The 15,109-nt window shown below is 73.4% G+C and carries 13 protein-coding genes; 6 read left to right on the top strand and 7 right to left on the bottom strand.

Going from position 1 to position 15,109, the window contains the following annotated elements; translation table 11 throughout:
• Nucleotides 1–49 precede the first annotated feature (49 nt).
• The 5 genes from GSF22_RS01190 to GSF22_RS01170 all read left to right on the top strand — a co-directional run bounded on the left by GSF22_RS01190 (nt 50) and on the right by GSF22_RS01170 (nt 5,432).
• Complete coding sequence (locus GSF22_RS01190) at nt 50–544, top strand: flavin reductase family protein (RefSeq protein WP_208810783.1); 495 nt, start codon at nt 50–52, stop codon at nt 542–544.
• Nucleotides 541–1,398 carry an enoyl-CoA hydratase-related protein gene (locus tag GSF22_RS01185; RefSeq protein ID WP_208810781.1) on the top strand — a complete coding sequence of 286 codons (858 nt, stop codon included), beginning with the start codon at nt 541–543 and terminating at the stop codon, nt 1,396–1,398. Before GSF22_RS01190 ends, GSF22_RS01185 begins: the two co-directional genes overlap by 4 nt.
• 208 nt (nt 1,399–1,606) lie before the next feature.
• On the top strand, nt 1,607–2,647 hold the full coding sequence (locus GSF22_RS01180; protein ID WP_208810779.1) for a DMT family transporter: 1,041 nt from the start codon (nt 1,607–1,609) through the stop codon (nt 2,645–2,647).
• Between the two features lie 319 nt (nt 2,648–2,966).
• Nucleotides 2,967–3,959, top strand: coding sequence for a helix-turn-helix transcriptional regulator (locus tag GSF22_RS01175; protein WP_208810778.1), 993 nt, complete (start codon nt 2,967–2,969; stop codon nt 3,957–3,959).
• A 438-nt stretch (nt 3,960–4,397) separates the two neighbouring features.
• Nucleotides 4,398–5,432, top strand: a complete 1,035-nt coding sequence (locus GSF22_RS01170) for a hypothetical protein (RefSeq protein WP_208810777.1) — start codon at nt 4,398–4,400, stop codon at nt 5,430–5,432.
• 102 nt (nt 5,433–5,534) lie between these two features.
• Here GSF22_RS01170 and GSF22_RS01165 read toward each other — a convergent pair whose 3' ends face one another.
• From GSF22_RS01165 to GSF22_RS01155, 3 genes are read right to left on the bottom strand one after another with little or no spacing between them, the layout of a single operon-like run.
• Nucleotides 5,535–5,999, bottom strand: coding sequence for a hypothetical protein (locus GSF22_RS01165; protein WP_208810776.1), 465 nt, complete (start codon nt 5,997–5,999; stop codon nt 5,535–5,537).
• Nucleotides 5,974–6,612, bottom strand: coding sequence for an RNA polymerase sigma factor (locus tag GSF22_RS01160; protein WP_208810775.1), 639 nt, complete (start codon nt 6,610–6,612; stop codon nt 5,974–5,976). The genes GSF22_RS01165 and GSF22_RS01160 overlap by 26 nt, the downstream gene beginning before the upstream one ends.
• Before the next feature lie 31 nt (nt 6,613–6,643).
• Complete coding sequence (locus tag GSF22_RS01155) at nt 6,644–7,951, bottom strand: S8/S53 family peptidase (protein WP_307803666.1); 1,308 nt, start codon at nt 7,949–7,951, stop codon at nt 6,644–6,646.
• 196 nt (nt 7,952–8,147) lie between these two features.
• Here GSF22_RS01155 and GSF22_RS01150 point away from each other — a divergent pair, with 196 nt between their 5' ends.
• The gene (locus tag GSF22_RS01150; protein WP_208810773.1) at nt 8,148–10,754 is read left to right on the top strand and encodes a CHAT domain-containing protein; all 2,607 of its coding nucleotides are present in this window, start codon (nt 8,148–8,150) and stop codon (nt 10,752–10,754) included.
• 20 nt (nt 10,755–10,774) lie between these two features.
• On the opposite strand, the gene GSF22_RS01145 is transcribed toward GSF22_RS01150, so the two are convergent.
• From GSF22_RS01145 to GSF22_RS01130, 4 genes are read right to left on the bottom strand one after another with little or no spacing between them, the layout of a single operon-like run.
• A complete protein-coding gene (locus GSF22_RS01145; RefSeq protein WP_208810772.1) occupies nt 10,775–11,626 on the bottom strand; it encodes an SDR family NAD(P)-dependent oxidoreductase in 852 nt (283 codons plus the stop codon).
• Entirely contained in the window at nt 11,623–12,465 is an 843-nt protein-coding gene (locus tag GSF22_RS01140; RefSeq protein ID WP_208810770.1) for an amidohydrolase family protein, read from the bottom strand. Before GSF22_RS01140 ends, GSF22_RS01145 begins: the two co-directional genes overlap by 4 nt.
• Nucleotides 12,462–13,649: a mandelate racemase/muconate lactonizing enzyme family protein gene (locus GSF22_RS01135; RefSeq protein ID WP_208810769.1), complete on the bottom strand. Its 1,188-nt coding sequence runs from the start codon at nt 13,647–13,649 to the stop codon at nt 12,462–12,464. Before GSF22_RS01135 ends, GSF22_RS01140 begins: the two co-directional genes overlap by 4 nt.
• Nucleotides 13,649–15,064 (bottom strand): aspartate aminotransferase family protein, encoded by a 1,416-nt coding sequence (locus GSF22_RS01130; RefSeq protein ID WP_208810767.1) that lies wholly within the window; start codon nt 15,062–15,064, stop codon nt 13,649–13,651. The genes GSF22_RS01135 and GSF22_RS01130 overlap by 1 nt, the downstream gene beginning before the upstream one ends.
• Nucleotides 15,065–15,109: the final 45 nt, after the last annotated feature.

Below are 15,109 nucleotides of genomic sequence, written 5' to 3'. Positions count from 1 at the left end.
ACGTGGTCCGTCCGACGGGGACGACCAGGTCCGGAAGGAGGGTACGGTCGTGCGACCGCAGTCTGTGCAGGAGGAGTTCCGTTCGTTCATGAGCCACTGGCCGACCGGGGTCACCGTGGTCACCAGCGTCGACGACGGGCAGCCGGTGGGGTGCACCGTCAACGCGATGATGTCGGTGTCGCTGGCTCCGCCGCTGCTGGTCGTGGCGCTCGACCGGGCGAGCCGCACGCTGGCGGCGGTGGAGCGGCGGGAGGTCTTCGGCGTCAACGTGCTCGCCGCCGACCAGCGGGAGCTGTGCCGGCGGTTCGCCGCCGGTCCGGCGCGGGACCGGTTCGCCGGGGTCGGGCACCACCTCCGGCACGGGGTTCCGGTGCTGTCCGACGTGGTGGCGGCGGCGGTGTGCCGGGTACGGCAGCGGATGGCCTGCGGGGACCACGTCCTGCTGGTCGGCCTGCCGGTGTGGCACCAGGTGGGGGACGGCACGCCGTTGCTGTTCCACCGGCGGGGTTACCACGGGCTGGACCGGGCGGAGGAGACGCGGTGACGGCGCCGTTCACCGTGCGGCACGATCCGCCGTCCGGGGTGGCGGTGGTGACGATGTCGGGTACGGCGGCCGGCAACGCGATGGGGGCCGGGGTCTGGTCGGACCTGCCCGGCCTGGTCACCTCCCTGGACGCCGACCCGTCGGTACGCGCGGTGGTGCTGCGGGGCGCCGGGGACTGCTTCTCGGTCGGTCTCGACCTGCGCTGGTACCTGGTCCACTACCAGCGGATGCGGCGCGCCGGGGAGGGGCATCCGGCCTTCCGGGCCCGGCTGCTCGACGAGGCGCTCGGCATGCAGGACGCGTTGGTCGCGATCACCCGGAGCCGCCTGCCGTTCGTGGCGGCGGTGCACGGCGCCTGCGTCGGCGCCGCCCTGGAGCTGGCGGCGGCGTGTGACATCCGGGTTGCCTCGGCGGATGCGTACTTCTCGCTGCGGGAGGTACGCATCGGGGTGATCGCCGACCTGGGGGCGCTGCAACGGCTGCCCCGGCTGATCGGGGCCGGCGCCACCCGGGAGCTGGCGCTGACCGGGCGGGACGTACCCGCCACCGAGGCGCACGCCCTGGGTCTGGTGACCCGGGTACGGGACTCCGCCCCGGACCTGTTCGACCATGCGGTCGGGGTCGCCGCGCTGATCGCGGCCAACCCGCCGCAGGTGGTGGCGGGGATCAAGGCGGTCTGTGAGCACACCCAGGACCTGCCGGTGGCGGCCGGGATGCGGCACACGGCGGTGTGGAACTCGGCCTTCCTGCCGTCACCGGAGCTGACCGGGCTGCTGGCCGGGGTGCTCCGGCCGTCGAACACCCTCGATGCGCCGGGCGCACCGGACGACGGCGCCGCACCGGACGACGGCTGAGGCCGCCGGTCTCCCGCACCGCCCCGGACGCCCGCCACCCGCGCGGCGCGCACGCATGCACCACCTGATGGTTCTGCCCTATCGTGTTGCCGGCGGTAGCGGACCGGTCGCGCTGCGCGGACGGTACGCCCCGGGAGGGGGTGCCGACCGGCGCTCCGACAGTTCCACCCGCACCACCTCCCCGTGCCCGGGTCCTGGAAGGAAGCCGATGCCGAACCGCCACCGGAACGCGACGTTCACCGGGGTCACCGCCGGGGTCACCGCCGGGCTGCTGTGGGGGTTGGCCTTCCTGTTACCCGAGCTGCTCCGGGGCTGGTCGGCGGTGACCATCACGATGGGGCGCTACCTCGCGTACGGCCTGGTGGCGCTGCTGATCTTCGCGATGGCGGGGGCCGCCCTGCGGCGGCAGGCCCGGCAGCACTGGCGGGCGGCGTTGACGTTCGCGGTGACCGGTAACGTCGGCTACTACCTGCTGATGGTGCTCGGCGTGCAGGCGGTGGGCGCCCCGGTCACCGGCATCGTCATCGGCTGCATGCCGGTCACCATCGCGGTGGTCGGCAACCTGCTCGCCCCGAGCTATCCGTGGCGACGGTTGGTGGTGCCGATCGCCCTGGTCCTGCTGGGTCTGCTGGTCGTGAACGTGGTGGAGTTGCAGCAGGCGGCCCCGGCCGGCGCCTCGTCGGCGGGGGTGAAGGCGCTCGGGCTGCTCGCCGCGTTCAGCGCGGTCGGGCTCTGGACCTGGTACGCGATCGCCAATGCCCGGTTCCTCGACCGGCACCCCGAGGTCCCGCACACCGGCTGGTCCACGGTGATCGGGCTGGGCACCGGCGCGGTCGCCCTGCTGGCGGTGCCGCTGGCCCTGGTCACCGGTCAGCTCGGCGGGACCGGCGGCGGGGAACTGCACCTCGGTGGGCTGGTCGGGGCCTCGATCGTGCTCGGCGTGCTGGTCTCCTGGGGTGGCACGGCGCTGTGGAACGTGGCCTCCGGCCGGCTTCCACCGACGGCGGCCGGCATGCTGATCAGCGTGGAGATGATGGCCGGGTTCGGCTACGTCTACGCCGCCCGTGGGCAGTGGCCGCCGCTGACCCAGGTGGTCGGCTTCGCCGCCGTGCTGGCCGGGGTGCTGACCGTGATCCGGCTCCAGTCCCGCACCGCGCAGGCGGCCGGCACGGCGGCGCCGGCACCACCCGGTTCCTTCCCGGGCCGGGAAAAGCGACTCCGGTCAGTGAATGAAGGCGCCCGGCAATAGGGCTGGCATTTCCTGAACAGATCATTCCCGCGCCATCGGGCCAGGAATGTGCACGTAACGTGACCTGAGAGAATCCTGACAACGCTGACCGGCAGATACGCCGATCCGGTCGGGCAGCCGCCTGCCAACACGCCCCGCCGAATCCGGCACCGTCCCGGTCTACCGCCGCACCGGAGGCCCATCGTGATGGTCGGATCCCGGAAGTTAATCCATTGACGCACATCTATGCTTGTTTGTTCAGTATGCGCAATGATCGATAGGCGGAACAAGTCCCCGAAATGCAATAGTAAAAAGCGTCGTCAGCAACAGGGGGAATGTTATGTGGGAGCTGCTGGGTCTGCAAGAACATGACGAGATCGTCTATCGGCAGGACGTGGTGGACCCGGGAGCAGACGTTTCGCGGGTGGCCGAGGCCACCGGCCTCTCCCCGGAGGCCGTGACCGCCAGCCGCCATCGGCTGGTGCAGTGCGGGCTGCTGCGGATGACCACCGGCGGCACGATCAGCGCCACCCCGGCCGGGCCCAGTTTCGTGACCGAACGCCTCCGGGGCGAACTCGACGCGGAGTACGCCCGCAAGCGCGGCCAGCTCGCCGTGTTCCAGGCGGAGATGACCCGCCTGGTGAGCGAACGGCTCTTCGCGCCCTCCCCCTGGCCCGAGTCCGGCCCACTGGTGCACCGGCTGCCGAACCTGGACGCCGCCGTGGTCAAACTGGTCGAGCTGATGCACTGCGTACGCCGCGAGGTGATCGGTGTCGAGCCCGGGTCGGGGCAGCTCCCGGGGAACGTCCTGGACGGCGTCCGGGCCGCCGAGCTGGCGGCGCTCAGCCGGGGCATCCGGGTCCGCACGATCTACCCGCCGACCGACCTGGCCCACCCGGCGATCCGACGTCGCGTGGAGGCCAAGATCCGGGCCGGCGGCGCGGTCCGTACCATCGCCACCGCCTCGCCCCGTCTCTTCGTCTTCGACCGGTCCGTCGCGGTCCTGCTCGACGAACAGGGACCCGGACCGGACAACGCCCTGCTGGTCCGGGAGACCGCCCTGGTCCGGACGGTCAACAGCCTCTTCGAGAGCTGGTGGGCGCTGGCCCGGGACGCCGAACCGCTGCTGGCCGGGTCGTCCGAGGAACTCTCCGTCCAGGACAAGATCATGCTCCGTCTGCTCGGCGACGGCCTGAAGGACGAAACCGTCGCCAAGCGACTCGGCGTCTCGGTGCGTACCGTCCGACGCAAGGTCTCCGACGTCCTGCAACGACTACCCGCCGACAGCCGGTTCCAGGCCGGCGTACGGGCGGTCCGCCGGGGCTGGATCTGACCGCCCGATCCCGCCACCGCCGCTCCGGGCGCTCCGGGCGCTCCGGTCAGCGCCGGTCAGCGCCGGTCAGCTGCGGCCAGGACAGAGTGACCATCATCCGGACGCTTTGCTCTGCTTCAGCCCCGGCAACACTCACCCGGAGTAACACCTCTCCCTTCGGCCAGGGATCGACGCAGGCACATTTGCGCAGCCTGATGCGGGTGTTTCCGATAGTGAAGCAGAGCAAAGCGTCCGAGGCGCACCACCGCTCCCCACCGACAGAATCACCCGAGGTGACACCGAATCGATTGACGTTGTTTGATTCCTTCTGGCGTCATCTGACAACGGCCGGAGCAGCCGGCCGGTATTTCCCACGCCGACCCGCGCTCTGTAGGGATGTCCACCCCCCGGCCCACCCCGCCACGACCGGGCCGGCAGTCCCCAGCAACGGGAGGAAACGTGTTCCGGAGTACCACCGGGCGACGCGCCCGCCGCTCCACCCTCGCCCTGCTCACCGGCACGGCCGTGGCGGCGCTGCTCTCCGTCAGCTCCGCCGGCGCGGCGCCGGTCCAGGACCGGTCCGAGGTGGGCGTCAGCGCCCGCACCGACGTCTACATCAAGGACGTCAGCGCCGACCTCGGCTACCAGCCGCACAGCTACGACCCGCTCTGGAAGAGCCCGGACATCAAGGTCTGCCCGACCGCCATCGAGTGCGCGGTGAGCCAGAACCCGAGGGTCGGGGTGACGAACTACATCTTCGTCAAACTCCGGAACCCCGGCCCGTACGGCACCGGCACCGACAACGGCACCCTCCGGGTCTACCGCACCACCCCGGGCGGCGGAGCCAACTGGCCGGGCGCCTGGACCCAGATCGGCGCGGTCAGCGTCCCGGTCTTCGCCGGGGTCACCACGGTCACCATCCCGTGGAACGGCGTCCCCGGCCCGGGTCACTTCTGCCTGCTCGCCCGGTGGGTCTCCCCCACCGACCCGTTCACCTTCGAGGGCCCGAGCATCAGCACCAACGTGCGCCACAACAACAACATCGCGTGGCGCAACGTCGACTCGGTCTACGTCCTCGTGGGTGGCCCGATCGTCTGGCGGCCGTTCGCCATCGGCAACCCGCTGACCACGGCGGCCCGCAGCAGCGTGACGTTCCGGCAGACCGGTACCGGTTTCCAGAACGCCGGTGGTCGGCTCGTGGTGGACCTCGGCCCGACCCTGACCGAACGCTGGCTGGCCGGCGGCGCGGTCGGCAAGGGCATCCGGCAGGTCGGCCAGACCCAGTTCGAGGTTCTCGACCCGGCCACGGCCAGCATCGACAACCTGCTGCTCAACGGCGGTGAGCGGGTCGAGTTCGGACTGAACTTCACGGCTGCCGCGCTGACCACCGAGAAGGCCAGCATCGACGTGATCCAGGTCGGCCCGGACGTGACCGGCGAGGAGCGCGCCGACCTCGGCGGCGTGCAGTACGACATCACGGTGGGTCGCCAGTAACCAGGCGGACCGGTGGGGGGTGGAGGTCGCGGGCGCGTCCCGCGGCCTCCACGGTCGTTTCCGACACCTCCCGCACCGGGACTGCCGCGCCGACCGTCCGGGTCAGCGGAGACTGACCCAGGCGGTCGCCACCGCGTACCCGGTGGTCCGCGCGCAGAGCTGCACCGGGCCGGACGGCGGTACCCCGAGCGTGAAGAAACCGACCGGATCGACCGGAGCCTCCTCGTAGCGGCCGGTGGCGCTGCGCGCCGCCACCCGCCCACCCCGGGCCGGGGAGAGCTGGCCGACGATGCCGGTCCCGGTCACCTCGATCTCGACGACGACCGGTCCGGACCGGAACGACAGCGTGCGTGACCCGCCACCGGACCGGACGGCACCGGCCGGCTCCGCGTCGCACGCCGAGTCGAAGGTGAGCTCGGCGATCGTCAGTTCCGCGTCGACGGTACGCCAGCTGAACGCGGCCAGCGCCGCGGTCAGGAACTCCTCCCCGACCGGCCCCGAATCCCGTAGTGCCGCGCCCAACTCTGCCAGCAGGGCGTCGTCAGCGGCCGGCGGCCACGGCTCCATCCCGTTCACCTCCGCTCGCCCCGGTGTCCGCCGCCCGGCCCACCAATGCGGCCAGTGCCGGACATCTGCGCAGTTTGTGCAGGCAGCGGGCCTGCGTGGGGCCGATGCTGCCGATCGGCATGCCCATCCGCTCCCCCACCTCGCGGTAGCTGGCCGGCGGGTCGGCGGCGAGCAGGGCCAGCAGTTCCCGGCAGCGCGGCGGCAGCTGGGCGAAGGCGTCCCGCAGGGCCTGCTGCCGTTCCGCCCGCAGCAGGTCCTCGTCCGGTGCGGTCGAGTCCACCAGCAGGTGCACCCCGACATGCCCGTCGACCGACTCGTCGTACGGGTCGAAGGGCTGGGTACGTCGGCCGACCCGGAGCAGCCGGTAGCACTCGCGGCGGGTCGTGGTGGCCAGCCAGGCGGCCAGCGCGTCGGAGTCCCGTAACCGGTGCAGTTGCTCCACCAGCCGCAACCAGACGGTCTGGTTGACGTCGAGCGCGTCGGTGCGGTCCAGTCCGTACCGGCGGATCACCGCCAGCACCAGCGGGGTGTACCGGCGGACCAGCGCGGACCAGGCCGCCTCGTCACCGGCCGCTGCGGCGGCGACCAGACCGCCAACGGCAGAGTCGGTCATCGGTGCACCGTCCGGTGCGTGGCCGGGGCGGTCACCCGACGAGGACGCCGAAGTCGGGATGCCACGCGGTACCGGCGAGCAGGGCCAGCCGGGCGGTGTCCGCGTCCACCCCGGTGGCGGTCATCAGGGCGGCCAGCCGGCCCGAGACGTGGGCGGCGGCGAACGAGGTACCGGCCCAGGCGGCGAACCCGGAGAAGACCCGGGTCGGCTGGCCGGCGAGCACCAGTTGACCCGGCACGTACGTGCTGGTGCGGTCGCCGATCGCGCAGGCGTCCACCCAGCCGCCCCGGCTGCTGTACGGCGCGGCCACCGGGCCCGGGGAGCCGGGGCTCAACGCGGCCACGCCGACCACCCGGTCCAGGGCGGCCGGCCAGGACGGGCGGCTGGTGCCGGCGTTGCCGGCGGCGGCGACCACGGCCACCTGCTGCGGCAGGCCGGCCAGGAGGTTCACCATGGGCAACGGCGGCTGGTCGTCCTGGGTGAAGTAGCCCAGGGAGAGGTTGACGACGGCCGTCCCCGCGCTGAGCCGGCCGATCGCACCGACCAGCATCTCCTCGTCACCGATCCCGCTGGCGTCGAGGGCCTGTTCGGGGTCGAAGCGCACCCCGGGGGCCGCCTGGCGGACCACGCCGGCCACGAACGTGCCGTGCCCGCCCTGGAGGGCCAGCAGGTCGGCCCCGGTGTAGAGCGGGTCCTCGTCGTCGGTCTGCGGGGCGTAGTACCCACCGAGCCACTGTGGGTGGAACCCGCCGGCCGAGCGCCAGATGCCGGTGTCGCAGATCCCGACGGTCACCCCGGCGCCCTCGCCGACCCGGGCCGGATCCGGTGGGGCCAGCGCGGTGGCGACCCGGGGTGGGCCGCCCGGGTTGCCCATGATGTTGCCGAAGCCGACCGCGACGTGGTGCGGCTGCACCAGCGGGACCGGCTGGCCGTACCACTGGTGCGGGTCCCGCAGCCGGGTCACCACCCCGGGGATGTCGGTCTCGTAGGCGAAGACGAGCCGGCGGACCCCGCCGAAGCCGTTGCCCTCGTTGACGACGTACCCGTACGACCGCAGTTTGGCGAGCACCCGTGCGGTGTCGGCCGGGGCGACCAGCAGTTGCCGGGGCCGGTAGAGGAACTCCCGTCCGGCGGTGAGGTGCCGGCGTACCGCCGGATGGTTGGCGACCAGCTCGGCGAAGGCACGGGCGTAGGCGTCGTCGGCCGACTCGGCGCCGGCCGGGGCGGGCCGGAGCGCGGCACCGAACGGTACGGCGGCGGCCAGGGCGGACCAGGCGAGCACCTGCCGGCGGGAGAACCGGCCGGTGGGCTCGGGCACGGCGGGCTGCGCAGGCGACACCGGGCCTCCAGGGGGCGTCGGGAGGAGCATGGTCGGCAGCCTCGGGGCGGTCGCTTCGCAACTCCGACCCGCCGGCCCCGACAATTATTCCAAGCAATAGTTGTCTGTCAATTGGTAGTCAGTTATCCGACCGGCCCCGGCATTGTCCGGTGGGACCGACGTTGACCGTGCCGCACCGGTCGGGGATTCTTCATGCATGGTCGTCAGCGCCGGCTCCGGCGCCCCCACGGCGCAGACCGCTCTGGACAACGTCCAGCGTTATCCCCGCGAAGCGATCGCCATCGGTCGGCAGGTACTCGCCGGGCGGGCCGACGCCGACGAGCGGTCCACCGCCGAACGGGCCATCGGCCTGGCCCTGCGCGAACTCAACGACCTGCCGGGAGCCCTGTGGCACCTGCGCCGGGCGGCCCGGACCGGCCGGTCCGCCCGGGTCCGGGCACTGGCCCGGATGAGCCTGGGCTACGTGCTGGCCAACGCCGGGCAGACCACCGCCGCGCTCCGCGCGGTCGGTGCCGCGCTCCCCCGACTGACCGGCGCCGACGCCGGTCGGGCCCGGATGCAGCGCGGCGTGGTGCTGCACTACCGGGGCCGTTTCGCCGAGGCGGTCCGGGACTACGACGTCGCCGTCGAGATCGCCCAACGCGAGGCCGACCTGCTGCTGGAGGCCCGGGCCCGGAACAACCGGGGACTGCTCCACGCCCACCGGGGCCACGGTCGCGGCGCCGACGACCTGACCCGGTCGGCCGCCATCTTCCGCCGGCTCGGGCTCGACCTGGCCGCCACCGACGTGCGCTGGAACATCGGTATCGCCGCCGGCCAGCGGGGCGACATCGTGGCAGCGCTGCGCTGCTTCACCACCGCCGACGCGGAGTACCGGCGGCTGAACGTCCCACGACCGGCGCTGCTGCTCGACCGGTTCGAACTGCTGCTGTCGGTACCGCTGGTCGAGGAGGCCGTCGAGGTGGCGGACACCGCCGTCCGCGAACTGCGCCGCCGGGGCATGGCCTCCGACCTCGCCGAGGCACTGCTGGCCCGGGCCCGGGCCGCGTTGCTCGCCGGGGACCTGGCCACCGCCACCGAGGCCGCCGACGCGGCCCGCACCCGGTTCCGCCGTCAGGGCCGCCGGATCTGGGCCGCCTTCGCCGGGCACGTCGCGCTGCGCGCCGAGTACGCCCGGGGCACCCGCACCCCGGCGCTGCTCGCCGCGATGGTGCGGACCGCCGACCGGCTCGACGCCAGCGGCTGGCCCGACCCGGCGCTGACCACCCGGATCGAGGCCGCCCGGCTGGCCGGCACGCTGGGTCGGACCGGCCGGGCCGCCGACCTGCTGGCGGTGGCCGCGCGGGCACACCGCAGCGGTACCGCGTCCCGCCGGGCGCAGGGGTGGTACGCGCTGGCCCTGTCCCGCCGGATGACCGGGGACGAGCGGGGCGCGGCCCGGGCCCTGCGCCGGGGACTGGCCGTGCTGGACGGCCACCGGGCCGCGCTCGGCGCCACCGAACTACGCGCGCACAGTGGCGCGCACGGGCAGGAACTGGCCGCCGAGGGTCTGGACATCGCGGTCCGGGCCGGCGCCCCGGCCCGCGTACTGACCTGGGCGGAGCGGTGGCGGGCCAACGCGCTGCGGATGCGGGCCGTCCAGCCACCGGCCGACCCCGAACTGGCCGCCGCCCTCGCCGAACTGCGGATGGTCAGTACCGCGCTGGAGGACGCGCTGCTCGCCGGTCATCCCGTGCAGGCGCTGCGGCGCAGCCAGGCCCGGTTGGAACAGCGCATCCTCCAGCTCACCCGCGCGGTGGGCGGCGGTGGTGGGCTGGTCGCGCCACCCGGGGTACGGGCGCTCTGCGCCACGCTGGGTCCGGCCGTCCTGCTGGAACTGGTGGCGCACGGGGACCGGCTGCGCGCGGTACTGGTCCGCGACGGGCGGGCCAGCCTGCACGACCTGGGGCCGCTCGCCGAGGCGGTCCGGCAGGCCCGGGCACACCGGTTCGGGCTGCGCCGACTGGTCACCACCGGTGACACGGCCAGCGCCCGGGCCGGGGTCGACTACGCCGCCGCCGCGCTGGACCGGCAGCTCTTCGACCCGGTACGCCGGCAGCTCGCCGACCGTCCGCTGGTGCTCGTGCCGATCGGCGCGCTGCACGCCGTACCGTGGTCCGCCCTGCCGACCGGCACCGGACGCCCGGTCACGGTCGCCCCCTCGGCCACCGCGTGGCTGCGGGCCGCCGGTCGGGCCGCACCGGCCGGCCCACCGGTGCTGGCCGCCGGCCCGCGACTGCCCGCCGCCGAGACCGAGGTACGCCAGCTCGCCCGGGAGTTGACCGCGCCCCGGGTGCTCACCGGCGCCGGGGCGACCGTCGGGGCGGTGACCGGCGCGCTGGACGGGGCGGGACTGGCGCACATCGCGGCGCACGGCACGTTCCGCGCCGACAACCCGCTCTTCTCCACGCTGGATCTGGCCGACGGGCCGCTGACCGCGTACGAGTTGGAACGGCTGCCCCACCCGCCCGGCTGCGTGGTCCTCTCCGCCTGCGACTCGGGCCTGTCCGGGGTACGCCCCGGGGACGAGGTGATGGGGTTCAGCGCCGTGCTGCTGGCGTCGGGTGCCCGCAGCCTGATCGCCACCGTGCTGCCGGTACCGGCGGACCTGACCACCACGTTGATGCTGGACCTGCACCGGCGGATGCGCGCCGGGGTGCCCCCGGCGCAGGCGCTCGCCGCCGCCCAGCGGGCCTTCGACACCGGCGCGGACGGGGCGGCCCACGCCACCGCGGCGGCCTTCGTCTGCTTCGGCGCCGGCTGAGCGTCCCCGCCCATCCGCCGCTAGGGCAGGGTGCTGCGGTACGGGGGCATGAACCGCAGCCGGGGCATCTGGTCGGCGAGTACCCCGCCGTCGACCACGAGATGGGTCCCGGTGACGTACCGGCCGGCGTCCGAGGCGAGCAGGAGCAGCGCACCCACACAGTCGGCGGGGGTCCCGTACCCGCCGCGCAGCGGGATGCGCTGCTCCCAGGCCGCCTCGAAGGCCGCCCGGTCGAACGGGAACTCCCCGTCGATCGGTGTGGCGATCATGCCAGGGGCGATGGTGTTCACGGTGATGCCGTGCGGCCCCAGTTCGGCGGCGAGCGAACGGGTGAGCAGCTCGACCGCGCCCTTCGAGGCGTTGTAGTGGGCCAGTCCGGCCTCCGCCACCAGGCCGTTCTTCGAGGAGATGTTGACGATCCGCCCGGCCACCTGATCGGCGATCATGTGCTCGGCGACCCGCTGGGCGAGGAAGAAGACCGCGTCCACGTTGACCCGCATCAGCTCCCGCCAACCGGCCACGGTGATCTCGTTGAAGTGTTCCAGCCGGGCCACCCCGGCGTTGTTGACCAGGATGTGCAGCGGCCCGTGGGCCGCGCGCAGCCGGTCCGCGAAGCCGCTGATCGCCTCGGTGTCGGCCAGGTCGAAGGCGTACCGGTGGGCGGCCCGGCCCCGCCCGGTGACCTGGTCGGCGACCGGGCCGAGGTCCACCCCGGGGCGGTCGACGAGGATCAGGTCGGCACCGGCGGCGGCCAGCCCGACCGCGAACGCGGCACCGAGGCCCCGGGCGGCACCGGTCACGACGGCCGTCCGACCGGTCAGGTCGAACGACGGCGGTACGGCCGGCGGGCCGGCGGGCGGTACGGCGGTCACGACAGCCCCAGCAGGTCGAGCGACGGACGGTGGATGAGTTGCTCGATCTGGTCGACGTCGAGCGGGTCCAGCCCGGGGATGCCGGGTACCCGGCCCACCTTCCGCAGCCCCTCGACGGAGGCGTCGACGGTGGTGAACGGGTAGTCGCTGCCGAAGAGCAGCTTCGACCAGACCCCGTAGTCCTGGACCAGCCGCAGGCTGTGCCAGAGCTGGAACGGCCGGTAGTGCAGCGCGGAGACGTCCGCGTAGACGTGCCGGTGCTTGCGGATCACCGCGATGCACTCACCCTCGTACGGGTGGCCGAGATGGGCCAGCACCATCCGCAGTTCCGGGTGGCGGATCGCCACCTCGTCCAGGTGCACCGGCAGCGCGTACCGCAGCGGCGCGGTGGAGACGAAGGTGGTGCCGGTGTGCACCAGCAGCGGCAGGCCGTGCCGTTCGGCGTAGCCGTACAGGTCGTCGTAGGCGGGGTCGGCCGGGTCGAAACCGGCGTACATCGGCATCAGTTTGATGCCGCGCAGGCCGAGGTCCCGGTGGCCGTGCTCCAGTTCGTCGCGCCAGCCCGGCTGGGTCGGGTCCAGGGCGAGGTACCCGGTCAGCCGGTCCGGGTGGGCGGCGACGTACGCGGCCACCGCCGCGTCGTCGACCCAGAGCCCGGAGCGGCGGGCCTTGCCGCCGACCACGATGGTCCGGGTGTCCGCCGGAGCGGTGGCCGCGTACTGCGACCACCGCACCGTCAGGTCCACCTCGCCGCCGTGCGCCCGGGCCGCCTCGGCGGCGAACGGGTCGCCGACGTGGTCCGGGCAGTCGAACAGGTGCGAGTGCACGTCGACGATCATCGCCGGTCCCGCTTCTCCCAGCCCTCGGCGAACATGTTCCAGAAGCCGTGGCTCGGCGGGTGCTCGGTGAAGACCTCGTCGACGAGTTCGATGCCGAGCCCGGGGGCGGTGGGCAGCGCGATGTGCCCGTCGACCACCGGCAGCGCGCCGCGTACCGCCTCGAAGACGTAGTCCTCCAGCAGCCCGTCGAAGGTCTCCAGGATCTTGAAGTTCGGCATCCCGAGCACCGCGTGCACCGAGGCGGTGGTGCACAGCGGCGAGTTGGAGTTGTGCGGCGCGACGACCATCGCGTGCTGGTCGGCGATCGCGGCGAGTTTGCGGACCTCGGTGAACCCGCCGGCCATCGACAGGTCCGGCTGGATGATGTCGACCGCCTCGGTGGCGAAGAGCCGGGCGTACTCGTAGCGGTTGTGGAAGTGCTCGCCACCGGAGATCGGCATGGTGGCCCGGGCACGCAGTTCGGCGTACCGCTCGATGTGCGTCCAGGGCAGCGGCTCCTCGAACCAGCCCAGGTCGAACGGTTCCAGCTCGCGGACCAGCCGCATGGCGGTGTGCATGGCGAACCGGGCGTGCCCCTCGACGAAGAGGTCCACCTCGGGGCCGACCGCGTCGCGGACCGCCGCCACGATGTCCACCGACCGGCGCAGCTCGGTGCGGGACAGTTCGCCCAGCCCGGCCCCGAACGGGTCGAACTTCAGCGCGGTCCAGCCCCGGGCCACGGTGTCCCGTGCCCGTTCGGCGAAGGCGGCCGGTTCCCGGTCGCCGGTGTACCAGCCGTTGGCGTAGACCCGGACCCGGTCGCGGCAGGCGCCGCCGGTGAGCCGGTACGCCGGTACGCCGAGGGCCTTGCCCATCAGGTCGTAGAGCGCCTGGTCGACGCCGGAGACGACGACCCCGCCGACGTCCCCGCCGCGCAGGTAGTCCCCCTGGTACATGCGCAGCCAGATCTCCTCGACGTCGAACGGGTCGGCGCCGATCAGGTGCCGGTCGGCCATCGCCTCGGCGAGCTGGCAGGTCTCCCGGGAGCGGTACGGGTGGGTGATCTCGCCGACGCCGGACAGCCCGGCGTCGGTGTGCACTCGCACGTAGGAGAAGTCCCGCCAGGCGGTGCCGAGGGTGAGGGTCTCGACCCGGCTGATCCGGCCGGCCGGCCCGACCGGTCGGGTCTTGTCGACGGTGAGCATCAGGATCCCCCTCCGGCCGCGTTCGGCAGCGCGCCACCCATGGTGGCGGTACCGGCCTGCGCGCCACCCATGGTGGCGGTACCGGCCAGTTCGGTCACCCCGCCGGCGGCCAGGGTGTCGGCGACCGCCGCCCGGGTGGCCTCCAGCAGCCGGTCCACGTCGGCGTCGGTGTGCGCGTACGAGATGTGGCTGCGCTTGAGGTTGAGCGGCAGCTCGAAGATGCCGTGCTCGGGTAGCCGCCGCCGGTAGCCGATGAACATGCCCGCATCGTTGCGCAGCAGGTCGTCGTACGTGCGGGGAACCGGCCCGGACATGAAGTAGCTGACAAAGACCGAGCCGTACCCGGTCACCACCGCGTCCACGCCGAGGTCGGCGAAGACCTCGGTCAGTCCGGCGCGGACCCGGTCGCCGAGCCGGTAGACGTGCTCGTGCACGGGTTCGTCGCGGAGTTTCGTCAGGGTGGCCAGCGCGGCGGCGACGACGGCCGGGTGGCCGTTGTAGGTGCCGGCGAAGAACGCCGGGGCGCCGGGGTGGGTGCTGAACAGGTCCATCAGGTCGGCCCGGCCGCCCAGCGCCCCGATCGGGTAGCCGTTGGCGATGGCCTTGCCGAGGGTGGTCAGGTCGGGGGTGATCCCGCTGATCCGCTGCCACCCGCCGAGGTCGTGCCGGAAGCCGGTGATCACCTCGTCGAAGATGAGCACGCTGCCGGCCCGGGTGCACTCGTCCCGCAGCGCCGCCAGGAACTCCTGGTCGGGCAGGAGGCAGCCGACGTTGTGCGGGACCGGCTCGACGATGACGGCGGCGATGTCGGCGCCGTGTTCGGCGAAGGCCGCCCGGACGGCCGCCACGTCGTTGAAGCGCAGCACCAGGGTCGCGTCGAGCACCTCCGGCAGGATGCCGGTGGAGATCGGGTCGGGTACGCCCACCCGGTCCGGGGCGGAGATGACGTTGAGGCTGACCGAGTCGTGCCAGCCGTGGTAGCAGCCCTGGAACTTCACCACCAGCCGACGGCCGGTGGCCGCCCGGGAGACCCGCAGGGCGTGGAAGGTGGCCTCGCTGCCGGTGCTGGTGAGCAGCACCTTGTCGATGCTGGGGATCAGCCCGGCGAGGGTCTCGGCGAGTTCCACCTCGCCGTCGGTGACGGCCACGCCGCACAGGTCGAGCCGCTGGCCGACCGCCGCGACGGCGGCGTTGACGTCGGGGTCGTTGTGGCCGAGCAGGGGCGGCCCGAAGGCCGCGTGGTAGTCGGTGTACTCGCGCCCGTCGGCGTCCCAGAAACGCGAGCCGGACGCCCGGGTGATCACCAGGTCGGTGAGCCCCGGGATGCTGCGCTGCCCGCTGTTGACGCCGCCGGGGATGACCCGGCGGGCCCGCTCGGCGAGCGAGGTACCGGACGGGGCCGAACGTGAATTCACACCTAACTCCTCATCGGTGCGGGACCGCGACCCAGCCCGGTCGCG

It is taken from the genome of Micromonospora echinofusca (assembly GCF_017614955.1).
GTDB lineage: Bacteria > Actinomycetota > Actinomycetes > Mycobacteriales > Micromonosporaceae > Micromonospora > Micromonospora echinofusca_A.
Note: the sequence above shows the minus strand (reverse complement) of the source record. Positions and strands in the feature narration are given on the sequence as shown.

Bases quoted from the DNA above. Each gene is read 5' to 3' on its own strand.
- GSF22_RS01180 (WP_208810779.1), top strand. From the start codon at position 1,607: ATGCCGAACCGCCACCGGAACGCGACGTTCACCGGGGTCACCGCCGGG.
- GSF22_RS01175 (WP_208810778.1), top strand. From the start codon at position 2,967: ATGTGGGAGCTGCTGGGTCTGCAAGAACATGACGAGATCGTCTATCGG.
- GSF22_RS01165 (WP_208810776.1), bottom strand. From the start codon at position 5,999: ATGGAGCCGTGGCCGCCGGCCGCTGACGACGCCCTGCTGGCAGAGTTG.
- GSF22_RS01160 (WP_208810775.1), bottom strand. From the start codon at position 6,612: ATGACCGACTCTGCCGTTGGCGGTCTGGTCGCCGCCGCAGCGGCCGGT.
- GSF22_RS01150 (WP_208810773.1), top strand. From the start codon at position 8,148: ATGGTCGTCAGCGCCGGCTCCGGCGCCCCCACGGCGCAGACCGCTCTG.
- GSF22_RS01140 (WP_208810770.1), bottom strand. From the start codon at position 12,465: ATGATCGTCGACGTGCACTCGCACCTGTTCGACTGCCCGGACCACGTC.
- GSF22_RS01135 (WP_208810769.1), bottom strand. From the start codon at position 13,649: ATGCTCACCGTCGACAAGACCCGACCGGTCGGGCCGGCCGGCCGGATC.